Source organism: Winslowiella iniecta (genome assembly GCF_001267535.1).
Lineage (GTDB): Bacteria > Pseudomonadota > Gammaproteobacteria > Enterobacterales > Enterobacteriaceae > Erwinia > Erwinia iniecta.
Genome location: NZ_JRXE01000033.1, coordinates 17,284 through 29,916, shown reverse-complemented (window position 1 = coordinate 29,916; position 12,633 = coordinate 17,284). Strand labels below are relative to the sequence as shown.

The window sequence follows — 12,633 nt, the reverse complement described above, 5'->3', positions numbered from 1 at the left end:
CACGCAACATTAACGAACCTCGCCCTGCACCATAGTCTGATGCACATTTTGCTCATTGGCGGTGACTGACAGGGTGCCACTGGCGCTTTGGCGCAACGGCGCCCCCGCAGCCAGGCTGGCGTTCAGTTTCAACTGCATATTCCCTTTGCCCTGTAGCGGAACTGCGGGCCAGCCCCAGTTATGCAGCAAGTCAGTGGCGACCGAGCGCCCGTTAAGCGTTAACGACAGCGTACGCGCGGGATGCTGCGAAACCGTGGCTAATCCTTCCACCATTCCCTCACCGGCAAACGCGCTCATTTCAGTGACGTTAATCTGTTTATCATCGGCGGTTAACGCCAGTGAAGGGTGGCGCACATCGCTGCGGTTAAAGGTGGCTTCCGCCGCATTGAGGTTGAGCTTTCCTGACCAGATCCCCCACTGATGATTGTGTGCCAGCAACAGGCTAGTGCCGTTGCTGTCCAGCGCGGTCATCTGGAAAGGGAACGCCGGATTAATATCAATAATCAAATTACGACTGGCGGAAAAACGGTTTACCGTGACGCTATCCAGCCAGCCGGGAAGCGGTTGCATCCAGCGGTCGCGCCAGTTGTCGGGTAAGGTATATTCCAGTCCGGCAATCACCAGTTCATCCAGCGCCAGCCGTTGCTGGCTGCGCACCCACTCACCCTGCGTGCGGATTAACCCTTTCGCCCAGCGCGAGCTGAACTGCGAAATTTTGATGCCCTGCGGGGAAAAATCGAGATTAGCAATCGGGTCATCCAGCTGTAACTGACCATTAATAAAGCTGCTGGCGTTCATGGACAGCGAACCGCCATCGCTCTCCCAGTCACCGTTGCGTAAGGTGAGGTTCTTCAACGACAGGTCGAGATCGGTCACCGCCCAGTCTGGCCCCTGCATACGCGCATTGGTGATATCAACCCGCTCAAGATGCACGGAAGGCAGCGCCAGCATCGGGGCGAGTAGCGCTGTTAATGACTGGCTGGATTGCAGACGAATATCATTCAGCCGCAGATTGGCGATGCGCCAGTTGCCTTGTTGGTCGCGTTCGGCGTTACCGGTCATTGAACCGCGTGCCAGGTCTGCACCAATATTGCTGAAGACCAGACGCTTATTGTCGATGCGCCCCTGCAACAACACGTTATTACCTGCCACGCCATTGATCGTCATTGAACCGGCGCTCAACTGGAAGCTGGTGGTATCGCCCAGCACATTGCCAACTTTCGGCTGCCACGGCATAACCCCGCCGTTAACCTGTTCGGCGCTGACTGGCAGCACGCTGTGTGGGCTGGTGATCGCCATATCGTTCAGTTGCAGGCGATTGGCCTGCATTGGCCATGCCACACTGCTGTCAGAAACATTCATGGTGCCATCGTTAAGCTCAACGCTGTCAAAATGCAGCGGATCGCTAAACTGGCGCAGCGTAAAACCGAGATCAATCCGTTTGGCGACCAGCACCGCCGGTTGACCATCGTGGCCGAAGGTGACGTCATTCAGAATCAGATGCGAAGGCGAAGATAACTGGTAATCAACTTGAGCCACAGACAGGTGATACTCGGTACGATCGCTTATCCAGCGACTGGTCCAGTCAGCCCCCCAGTGGGTCTGCAACAGCAAAAATAGCGTCACCAGCACCAGCAGCACCAGTAACAGCAGCGTCAGAAAAAATTTGCCGATAAATTTCATCGCACCTTTCCCTATGAATTTCCGGTATCCGGTTGTTATGCCTGAATTACTCAGCCAGCTCAACAGCCTGGATGTAAAGTCAGACAAACTCAGTGAAAAGTCGGGAAGAATTGTGGGCGAGGTCAGCCTCGCCCATGCAGGGTTACTTCTCTTGCGGGAAAATCAGGTTCAGCACAATGGCGGTGATACCGCCAGCAGCGATGCCGGAAGAGAGCAGGGTTTTCAGCCAGTCAGGGGCGAATTGCAGGATCAGCGGCTGTTGTGAAACACCCAGACCCACCGCCAGTGATAAGGCAATAATCATAATCGCGCGGCGATTTAACGGTTCGCGTGACACGATACGCACGCCGGATGCGGCAATCGTACCAAACATCACGATGGTCGCGCCGCCCAGTACCGGCTCCGGAATATGCTGCACAAAGCCGCTCACTGCCGGGAACAGGCCGAGAACGATCAGCATCAGTGCCACGACAAAGCCGACATAGCGACTGGCGACGCCGGTAAGCTGGATCACGCCGTTATTCTGACCAAAGCAAGAGTTGGGGAAGGTATTAAACAGTGCTGAAACGCAGGAGTTAAGGCCATTTGCCAGCACGCCACCTTTCAGCCGCTTCATATACAGCGGGCCGCTTACCGGTTGCTCGGAAACATCGGAGGTCGCGGTAATATCACCGATGGTTTCCAGCGAGGTCACCATAAATACCAGCATCAATGGAATCAGCAGGTTCCAGTCAAAGCCGAGGCCGTAATAGAGTGGGGTCGGTACGGCCACTAACGGGCTTTCGCTTGCCGCGATATTCTCCGGCAGCATGCCGAGCGCCCAGGCTAAAAGATAACCGACCGCCATGGCGATCACCAGTGAGGCGACGCGCAGATAAGCATTACGCTGGCGGTTCAGCAGGATAATCACCGCCAGTACCGCACCGGCCAGCAGCAGATTTTTGGGTGCGCCGAAAGTGTGATCGTTCATCGCGGCAAAGCCACCGCCGATAGAGGTCAGGCCAACCTGGATCAGTGACAGGCCGATAATCATCACCACAATTCCTGATACCAGCGGCGTGATAATGCGTCTGGCAAGATGCAATACGCGCGACAGCAGCATTTCGGTACAGGAGGCCACCATCAGGGTGCCAAACAGCGCGGCCATCATCGTCGGAACATCAGCTCCGCCATTTTTCAGTGCCAGTCCGCCCATAATCAGCGGCGTCACAAAGTTAAAGCTGGTGCCCTGAATTGACAGTAATCCCGAACCGACCGGCCCCCAGGTTTTGATCTGCAAAATCGACGCTACGCCAGAGGCAAACAGAGACATGCTGATAATGTGCCGGGTATCTTGCGCCGGTAATCCCAGAGCCTGACAAATCAGTAGTGCTGGCGTGATAACGGCGACAAACATTGCCAGCAGATGCTGACTGGCAGCAAACAGCGTTTGCGGCAGCGGTGGTCGATCTTCGAGCCGGTAAATCAGCTCACTTTTAGCGTTAGGTACGGGGTTACGATTTGCAGCAACAGCATCGATATCGGCGGACATTTTCACGGTTCCCAGGCGACAAAGTGGCGATTTTAATCTTCTGCCAGGTAAAAGCAATCGTTTGCCAGTGCTGTAATCATCCTTAGTCGCGAGATCACCGCACATCAGGCTTAATCGAACGGGCGGATAACCACTACGCTTAAACCATTCCGCAATGTTGCGGGTAACAAATTATGAGGTACCGATGAGTCACGTTTTTATTATTGGATCGACTGGCGGCGTGGGTCGCCGTCTGAGAAAACGACTGAGCGCGTCTGGTCATCAGGTTACCGGACTGCATCGTAAACCGGAGCAGGCTGCCGGGCTGGCCGAGGATAACGTCAGGCCGGTCGAGCTTGATCTGCTGACGACGGACAGCGAGACCCTGGCACAAGCGATGCAGGGCAGTGATGTGGTAGTGTTTTCCGCCGGTGCTGCCGGTGCAGGCATCGAATTAACTGACGGCATTGATGGTCGTGGTGCACAAATCGCAGCAGAAGCGGCACGTATCGCTGGCGTTAAGCGCTTTTTACTGGTTTCTGCTTTCCCGGATGCCGGACGCGGCAAACAGATTTCGCCCACGTTTGAGCACTATATGAAGGTTAAGCGTCAGGCGGATGTGATGCTGGCGGCGACCGATTTAGACTGGGTTATTTTGCGCCCCGGCACCCTGACAAATGAACCGGGCAGCGGCAAAGTTAATGTCGGCCTGGCTATCGCCTATGGTGAAATCTCCCGCGAAGATGTGGCTGCGGTGCTGCACAGTCTGGTCGAGCACGACGAAGTGAAACGGGTGATTATTGAGCTGACGGAAGGAGAGCAGCCGATCGACCGCGCGGTGCAGCAGATCGGCGCTTACAGCGGGCGCTAAAAAAGACTCAGGCGTTGGTATAACGCTCGGTTTCTGGCAGCCAGCGCTCAATCAACGCCTGTGCCTGTTGCGGATAATGCTGGTGGATATGGCGCGCCACGCGCTGCACCTCCGGGATCATTGCCTGATCGCGCAGCAGATCGGCGACTTTAAACTCGGCATTACCGGTCTGCCGGGTGCCGAGCATCTCACCCGGGCCACGGATTTCCAGGTCACACTGAGCAATCACAAAGCCATCATTGCTGTCGCGCAGCACCTGCAGACGCTTCTGGGCGGTTTTACTCAGGGGTGCCTTATACAGCAGCACACAGTGCGAGGCGACAGCGCCACGACCCACGCGACCACGCAGCTGGTGCAGCTGTGCCAGCCCCAGCCGTTCCGGGTTTTCAATAATCATCAGGCTGGCATTAGGCACATCCACCCCAACTTCAATCACCGTGGTCGCAATCAGCAGCTGAATCTCACCCTGTTTAAATGACTGCATCACTGCCTGTTTTTCCTGCGGCTTCATGCGGCCATGTACCAGCCCGACATTCAGCTCCGGCAGCGCAATTTTCAGCTCTTCCCAGGTCGCTTCAGCCGCCTGGGCTTCCAGCAGTTCTGACTCTTCAATCAGCGTGCAGACCCAGTAAGCCTGACGCCCCTCTTCGCCACAGGCGCTTTTCACCCTGGCAATAATATCGGCGCGGCGAGTATCGGGGATGGCCACGGTGGTCACCGGCGTACGTCCTGGCGGTAGCTCATCGATGGTTGAGGTATCGAGATCGGCATAGGCGGTCATCGCCAGCGTGCGCGGAATTGGCGTGGCGGTCATAATCAGCTGGTGAGGATGGAAACCCTGCTCCTCGCCTTTTTCCCACAGCGCCAGACGCTGGTGGACGCCGAAACGGTGCTGTTCATCGATAATCACCAGCGCCAGGCCATTAAACTGCACCTGCTCCTGGAAAATCGCATGGGTGCCGACAATCATCGACACCTGCCCGCTGGCAATGGCTTCCTGCTGTGCCTGACGCGCTTTACCTTTCTGCTTACCGGCCAGCCAGCCGACTTCAATCCCTAACGGAGCAAACCACTGGCGGAAATTGTTGGCGTGTTGTTCAGCCAGTAGCTCGGTAGGCGCCATCAGCGCCACCTGCTTACCATAAGCAATCACATCCAGCGCCGCCAGCGCGGCAACCAGGGTTTTGCCTGAACCGACATCGCCCTGAACCAGACGCATCATCGGGTAGTCATGCGACAGGTCACGTTCAATCTCTTCCACCACCCGTCGCTGTGCGCCGGTAGGTTTAAACGGCAGTGCCGCCAGCAACTTATTGCTCAGCTCATGTCTGGCGGGCATGGGTAGCGCATGATAGCGCTGAGCACCGGCGCGTACCGCCAGCATACTGAGATTATGTGCCAGCAATTCTTCCATAATCAGCCGACGCTGCGCCGGATGTTTACCGCTTTCCAGATCGGCCAGCGCCATATCCGGCGGCGGACGATGCAGCGTGCGCAATGCAGTGGGCAGGCTAATCATGCCCTGGCTTAAATCGGGTGGCAGCAATTCCGCAATGGCGCAGGTTTCCAGCAGGGTTAACGCCTGTTCGGTAAGATTGCGCAGCGTTGCCTGGCGGACGCCTTCGGTAGTGGAATACACCGGGGTCAGCGTCTCCTGTAACTCGGTCACGCTGTTTTCACCCTGCACACGATACTCAGGATGGATAATTTCGGCACCGCGCTGCCCGCGCTTAATCTCGCCATAGGCCGTGACGCGCTTGCCCGGCGCCAGGCTGTTTTTCATTCCGGCATTGAAATTAAAGAAGCGCATGGTGAGCACGCCGCTGCCGTCGCTGATCTGACAGGTCAGCATCCGGCGACGACCAAAACTGATATCGGTATGCAGCACTTCACCTTCTACCGTGGCATAGATACCCGGTAGCAGATCGTTGATGGTGTAGAGTTGAGTGCGGTCTTCATAACGCAGCGGGAGATGCAGCAGGATATCTTGCACGGTGTGCAAGCCGAGCTTCGCCAGCTTGCCAGTCTGACTGGCACCGACGCCGGAGAGAGTACTCAGGGGAACGGCATCCAGCAGACGACCTGTCATTTTTTCACCGAAGCCTGCATGGTTGTCCACCATGCGTCATCAGCCACCACTTCGCCACTGTCATTGATTTGCGGATAAGGCAGACCTTTGTGTTTGGCGACGCGCGCCAGCACCGGATAGCCGCCTTCAAACAGCAGGCGCTGCTGTTCCGCATAATCCAGGGTGCTGCTGGTGCGCTGGTACATACCGGCATTCTGACGCTGACGCTGTGCTTCATACAGAATCAGCGCCGAGGCCACGGAGACATTCAGTGACTGAACCATACCGATCATCGGAATAATGATATCCTGGTCGGCCAGATCCAGCGCTTCCTGCGTGATGCCGGTTTTCTCTTGTCCCATCAGAATGCAGGTGGGGCGCGTGTAATCTATCTCGCGGAAATCCACTGCTTTATCAGAAAGATGCGTCGCCAGAATCTGCATGCCCTGGCTTTTAAGATGGCCGACGGCATCGCCGATAGTACGGTGAGTTTTCACCTGCACCCAGCTGTTACTGCCAGCCGCCGATGACACCATGGTGCGCATGCGGTTGCCAGGCCAGACGGCGTGTACTTCGTGAACGCCAACCGCGTCGGCCGTGCGAATCACGGCAGACACGTTATGTGGCTTATGAACTTGTTCCATGCAGACGGTCAGATCATGCTGACGTGCGGCAAGCATCTCTTGAATACGGGCAAAGCGTTGGGCATTCATGCTTAATTTCGGTTACGGTGAACTTTAATCACATCCGGCATAACGCGAATTTTGCGCATGATGTTGGCCAGATGCACGCGGTCACGGGCGGTCAGGCGAATAAACGCGCTATACACACGGCCATCTTTCTCTTCAGTATTCAGGCTCTGAATATTCGACGCGGCGGTGTTAATGGCTGCGGTCAGATTTGCCAGTGCGCCCTGGTGGTTAAACATATCCACCTTAATTTCGGCGACAAACTCCTGCTCGGTCTCTTTATCCCACTCAACCGCCATGAATTTTTCTGGCTCTTTCTGGTAGCCACGAATATTACGGCAGGATTCATGGTGAACCACCAGTCCTTTACCTGGGCTGACGTGCGCGACAATTGGATCGCCCGGAATCGGACGGCAGCATTTGGCGAAGGTAATCAGCACGCCATCAGCGCCTTTGATCGGCAACTTGCTGCGTGAGTGATTCGCGGACTGAACCGGTGCGGCCTGCTCGTTATGCTGCAGGTTTTTCGCCACCACCACGCTCATCGCGTTGCCCAGACCGATCTCTGCCAGCAAATCGTCCAGCGAGGCAAGCTTCATACGCTCAAGTTCTTGCTGAATATTTTCCGCAGGAATCTCGGCCAGTTTACGGCTACCGCCCAGCGCATGATTCAGCAGACGACGTCCAAGGCTGACGGAGTCATCGCGTTTCAGGTTCTTCAGCAACTGACGGATTTTCGCGCGTGCTTTCGAGCTGACGACGAAGTTGAGCCATGCGGCATTAGGACGTGCACCCGGTGCGGTAATGATTTCCACCGTCTGGCCACTGGTCAGTGGTTGCGACAGCGGATAAGGCTGGCGATCGACACGTGCGCCGACGCAGGCATGACCGATATCGGTATGCACGGCATAGGCAAAATCGACCGGAGTGGCACCAGCAGGCAGCTCGACGATGCGGCCTTCAGGGGTGAAAACGTAAATCTCATCAGGGAACAGATCGGATTTTACGCTTTCGATAAATTCAAAGGAGCTACCGGCACTCTGCTGCAATTCCAGCAGACTTTGTAACCAGCGCTGGGCGCGAATCTGCGCCGTGGTGCTGCTTTCGCCCTGTTCTTTATAAGCCCAGTGTGCGGCAACACCCATTTCAGCCATCTGATCCATATCTTCTGTACGGATCTGCACTTCAACCGGGACGCCATGTGGCCCAATCATTGAAGTATGCAGCGACTGATAGCCGTTGGCCTTTGGGATGGCAATATAATCTTTTACTCGTCCCGGACGCGGCTTGTACAAGCTGTGCATCTGACCCAGCACGCGATAACAGGTATCCACATCACGGACGATAACGCGGAAGGCGTAGATATCCATGATTGAGTGAAAACGCTGCTCTTTCAGGTGCATCTTGCAGTAGATCGAGTAGAGATGTTTTTCGCGACCGCTGACGCGGCAGGAAATACCGGCCTCCTGCAGGCGACCGTCAATTTCAGAGAGGATCTTCTGAATCATCTCTTTACGGTTACCGCGCGCGGCTTTCACCACTTCTTTGATCACGCGGTAGCGGTTAGGGTAGAGCGCCTCAAAACCCAGCTCTTCCAGCTCGGTTTTCAGGTGATGAATACCCAGTCGGTGAGCCAGCGGACTGTAAATCTCCAGCGTTTCCAGTGCGATACGGCGACGCTTGTCCGGGCGCAATGACCCAAGGGTACGCATATTATGCGTGCGGTCGGCCAGCTTAATCAGAATGACGCGGATATCCTGCACCATCGCCATGATCATCTTGCGAAAGTTTTCTGCCTGCGCCTCTTTCTTATCGCGGAATTTCAGCTTATCCAGTTTGGATACGCCTTCAACCAGTTCGGCAACGCTTTTGCCAAACAGCTGTTCCATATCCTGATAAGTCGCGGGAGTGTCTTCGATCACATCATGCAGAAGCGCGGCCATGAGAGTTTCATGGTCGAGCTTCATTTCAGCGAGAATACAGGCGACAGCAACCGGATGGGTGATATAAGGCTCACCGCTGGAGCGTGTCTGTCCCTCGTGGGCATCACGTGCGACAAGATAAGCTTGCTTGAGGCGCTTAATCTGGTCCTCAGGCAAGTATTTTTCAATCAGCTGATTGAGGCTTTCAAACAGATACAAGGCGAGCCTTCCGGCAGCTAATTAACGACGACCTTCAGCGATAGCGGTTACTGCTTGTAACTCAGCAGCTTCCTGCTCTTGCTGTTCCTGGCGATCACGAACGTCCAGAATCTGGTTAGTGATCAGGCCTTCTTCGATTTCACGAAGAGCGATAACGGTAGATTTATCGTTTTCTTCAGGAACCAGTGCATCTTTACCGCCAACCTGCATCTGACGTGCGCGACGTGCAGCGACCAGAACCAGGTCAAAACGGTTACCAATTTTCTCTACTGCGTCCTGTACGGTTACGCGTGCCATAAGTGTGATACTCCACGGGTGACGAAATGACTCGGCATCATACTGAAAGTGTCTTCAGTCTGCCAATAGTTTGCTGATTAAAGCATCATGTCGGGCTTTTTGACGGCCCATTCGCAGACGCTCGGCACGAATGATGTGTTTAAGGTCTGAAACTGCCAGATCAAAATCATCATTCACAATTAAATAGTCGTACTCAGCGTAATGGCTCATTTCCGCGACGGCTTGCGCCATACGCTTTGCGATCACCTCTTCGCTGTCCTGCCCACGGCCGCGTAAACGGCGGTCGAGTTCATCTTTAGACGGCGGCAACACAAAAATGCTGCGTGCCTGCGGCATTCTCTGACGAATCTGCTGCGCACCTTGCCAGTCGATATCGAGAAAAACATCCACACCGGTGGAGAGCACCTGCTCAATCGCCTTGCGGGATGTGCCGTAATAATTACCAAAAACTTCAGCATGCTCAAGGAAAGCATCTTCACCAATCATCGCTTCAAACTCAGGTTTGGAAACGAAGTAGTAATGCTCACCGTGATTCTCACCGGGACGAACGTTACGCGTGGTGTGCGATACGGACACCTGGGTATCGTACAGCGGTTGCGTTTTCAGCAGTGCCTGAATCAGACTGGATTTTCCCGCGCCGCTTGGGGCGGAAACAATAAAAAGCGTGCCTTGAGCCATGATTATTCTTGAAGTGTCTTAAAATGCGGAGTCTGTTTCCTGCACAGTATACACAGCTTCAGTCCACCATGCAGCGTTTGCACCCTCCCTCACCGTTTTTTCTTCGTTTTCCGGCAAATTACGCATTTTTTTTCGCCATTTTCAGCGTTGCAGAAAAACTTTCGGGCCTGCTTTCCAGAGCTTGCAGTTGCCGATGGTGTTTTTTGCCACCGCCACCTTTACTGTCAGCAGGTCAATAAGGGAGAGAAAAAATGGCAGGGATACGCTGGCTGGCACTTACGGCGTTGCTGTTCAGCCCAATCGGACAGGCAATCTGTCCGGTTTGGGCGCCGACAACCGCGCGCGAGGAAATAGCACAATTACAACATCAGCTTAATCAATGGGATGAGGCCTACTATCAGCAAGGGCAAAGCCCGATTGATGATGCTCTCTATGATAGCCTGCACCAGCGTTTGCAGCAGTGGCAGCGCTGCTATCAGCCTGCCTCGGCGCCGCGCGAGCCGCAAACCGGTCAGGGAAATCTCTGGCACCCGGTCGCCCACACCGGAGTAAAAAAGCTCGCGGACCAGCAGGCAGTTGCTCACTGGATGCAGGGCAAAGCGGCGCTCTGGCTACAGCCAAAAGTGGATGGTGTGGCAGTGACGCTGGTGTATAAGCAGGGAAAACTGGTTGATGCCATCAGCCGCGGCAATGGCATACAGGGAGAATCCTGGCTGGAAAAAGTGCGACAAATTAGCGCAATTCCGCAGAAAATCACTACTGCCCGTCAGCAAGTGGTCTTGCAAGGCGAGCTTTATCTGCCGATGACCGATCATCAGCAGGCGATTGCAGGCGGCGCGAATGCGCGGGCTCAGGTTGCCGGTGCGCTGATGCGCCATGGCGATTCTCCGCTACTGGGTAAACTGGGGATATTTATCTGGGCGTGGCCTGATGGCCCTTTATCAGTGCCGGAGCGGTTAACTCAGCTCAGGGCTTTTGGTTTTGGTATGGAATCGCACTGGACGGAACGGGTAGAGACAGTGGAGCAGGTCGCGCGCTGGCGCGAGCAGTGGTTTCGGCAGCCGCTGCCGTTTGTCAGCGACGGTGTGGTGCTGCAACGCGAGCAGCGTTCGGCCGGCAAACACTGGCTGCCGGGGCAGAGTGAGGATATCGCCGCGTGGAAGTACACACCACCAATGATCACCACGGAAGTGCTGTCGGTTGATTTTCCCATTGGACGTACCGGAAAAATTGCCGTGGTGCTGAATTTACTGCCGGTACAACTGGATGATAAAAGCGTGCGGCGGGTCAGTCTGGGCTCACTGCGCCGCTGGCAGGAAGCCGATATTGTTGCCGGTGACCAGGTCGCGATCAGTCTGGCAGGGCAAGGGATACCCCGCTTCGAGGGAGTGGTATGGCGGGTGAAGCAGCGTGAAAAAGCGATCGCGCCCGATCCGCAGGATCATCACTATCTGAGTTGCCTGCAAAATACCCCGGCGTGTCGCGAGCAATTTCTCGCGCGGTTATCCTGGTTAAGTCAGAAATCGGTACTGGATATGCCCGGTATTCAGCGTCGAAGCTGGCAGCGATTAATGCAGATGGACAGCTTCAGTCATCTGTTTTCCTGGCTGACGGTGAGTGTCGGTCAATTGCATGCCTTACCTGGGATCAGTGAAGTCAGAGCGCAGAATCTTTGGCACAGCTTTCAGCTAAGTCGTCAGCAACCGTTTAAACGCTGGGTTAAGGCACTGGGCGTCCCGATACCGGAAGCGGCATTGAATGCCATGACGGATAACAGCTGGCAGCAACTGCTGGCTCGGGATGAGCAAAGCTGGCAAACGCTGCCTGGTGTGGGGGAGACGCTGGCAAAGCGCATCACCCGTTTTCTTGCGGACGAAAGCGTCAGAAGCCTGATCGCTTTTCTGCAGCAGGAGCTTGAGATGCATTAAGCAACGCAGGCGGAATGGCTTCGCCTGCGGCCGTTAATGTTCGGGGTGCGGATAGTTAAAGATTGGCAGCCCCAGTTTGTAACGCAATGCCAGCAGTCGGGCAATAAAGCCAGCCAGCAGAGTAATAATGATAATGAACTCATGCGACAGCGGGGTTTTCAGCAGCAAGATGTAAAGCCAGCTGGAAGCGAAGGCAATACCGGCGTACAGCTCTTTCTGAAATACCAAAGGTATGCGGTTACAAAACATATCACGCAATACTCCACCAAATACGCCGGTGACTACCGCACTGATTGCCGCAATGATGGATGCATGACCCATATCCAGGGCGATTTTGGTACCAAGAATTGAGAAAACCACCAGACCTAACGCATCGAGCACCAGAAACACTTTACGCAGATGCGTCATTAGCGGGGCAACCACGGTGGTGACTACCGCGGCAGCGGCCACAATCATGATGTATTCCGGGTGTTTAACCCAGCCAAGTGGGTAGTGACCCAGCAGCATATCGCGCACAGATCCGCCTCCAATGGCGGTAACAGAGGCGATGATAATCACGCCAAACATATCCATTTTACGGCGTCCTGCGGCCAGTGCGCCGGTCATCGCTTCTGCCGTAATACCAATGATATAGAGAACGGTAAGTAACATGCTTAACTCCTGAAAAATCGCCGGCAAGACTATGTGTTTTACGCACGCATGACCACTGAGATTTTCTAAAGGTAATCAATCAGGCTTAGATAAACTGATGGTGATATGTTATTTATA

At 54.9% G+C, this 12,633-nt stretch carries 10 protein-coding genes; 2 read left to right on the top strand and 8 right to left on the bottom strand.

The features are described from left to right. Nucleotides 1–9: 9 nt before the first annotated feature. Both NG42_RS19210 and NG42_RS19205 read right to left on the bottom strand, forming a co-directional pair. Nucleotides 10–1,683: an AsmA family protein gene (locus NG42_RS19210; protein ID WP_052902230.1), complete on the bottom strand. Its 1,674-nt coding sequence runs from the start codon at nt 1,681–1,683 to the stop codon at nt 10–12. Nucleotides 1,684–1,825: 142 nt separating this feature from the next. Then, nucleotides 1,826–3,214, bottom strand: coding sequence for a nucleobase:cation symporter-2 family protein (locus NG42_RS19205; protein WP_052902229.1), 1,389 nt, complete (start codon nt 3,212–3,214; stop codon nt 1,826–1,828). 184 nt (nt 3,215–3,398) lie between these two features. On the opposite strand from NG42_RS19205, the gene NG42_RS19200 reads away from it, so the two are divergent. Then, nucleotides 3,399–4,064, top strand: a complete 666-nt coding sequence (locus NG42_RS19200; RefSeq protein WP_052902226.1) for an SDR family oxidoreductase — start codon at nt 3,399–3,401, stop codon at nt 4,062–4,064. A gap of 7 nt (nt 4,065–4,071) precedes the next feature. Here NG42_RS19200 and recG read toward each other — a convergent pair whose 3' ends face one another. The 5 genes from recG to gmk are packed head-to-tail and all read right to left on the bottom strand — an operon-like array spanning nt 4,072 to nt 9,937. Then, nucleotides 4,072–6,153, bottom strand: a complete 2,082-nt coding sequence (recG, locus tag NG42_RS19195) for an ATP-dependent DNA helicase RecG (protein ID WP_052902223.1) — start codon at nt 6,151–6,153, stop codon at nt 4,072–4,074. After that, complete coding sequence (gene trmH, locus NG42_RS19190) at nt 6,150–6,845, bottom strand: tRNA (guanosine(18)-2'-O)-methyltransferase TrmH (protein WP_052902221.1); 696 nt, start codon at nt 6,843–6,845, stop codon at nt 6,150–6,152. Before trmH ends, recG begins: the two co-directional genes overlap by 4 nt. 2 nt (nt 6,846–6,847) lie before the next feature. Then, on the bottom strand, nt 6,848–8,962 hold the full coding sequence (spoT, locus tag NG42_RS19185; RefSeq protein WP_052902219.1) for a bifunctional GTP diphosphokinase/guanosine-3',5'-bis pyrophosphate 3'-pyrophosphohydrolase: 2,115 nt from the start codon (nt 8,960–8,962) through the stop codon (nt 6,848–6,850). 21 nt (nt 8,963–8,983) lie between these two features. After that, complete coding sequence (gene rpoZ / locus NG42_RS19180) at nt 8,984–9,259, bottom strand: DNA-directed RNA polymerase subunit omega (RefSeq protein ID WP_017801603.1); 276 nt, start codon at nt 9,257–9,259, stop codon at nt 8,984–8,986. Nucleotides 9,260–9,313: 54 nt separating this feature from the next. After that, complete coding sequence (gmk, locus tag NG42_RS19175) at nt 9,314–9,937, bottom strand: guanylate kinase (protein ID WP_052902217.1); 624 nt, start codon at nt 9,935–9,937, stop codon at nt 9,314–9,316. 251 nt (nt 9,938–10,188) lie between these two features. Between gmk and ligB the strand changes: the two genes are divergently transcribed. Next, the gene (ligB, locus tag NG42_RS19170) at nt 10,189–11,865 is read left to right on the top strand and encodes an NAD-dependent DNA ligase LigB (RefSeq protein ID WP_052902215.1); all 1,677 of its coding nucleotides are present in this window, start codon (nt 10,189–10,191) and stop codon (nt 11,863–11,865) included. Nucleotides 11,866–11,898: 33 nt separating this feature from the next. Here ligB and NG42_RS19165 read toward each other — a convergent pair whose 3' ends face one another. Continuing rightward, complete coding sequence (locus NG42_RS19165; protein ID WP_052902213.1) at nt 11,899–12,516, bottom strand: trimeric intracellular cation channel family protein; 618 nt, start codon at nt 12,514–12,516, stop codon at nt 11,899–11,901. Between the last annotated feature and the right edge of the window lie 117 nt (nt 12,517–12,633).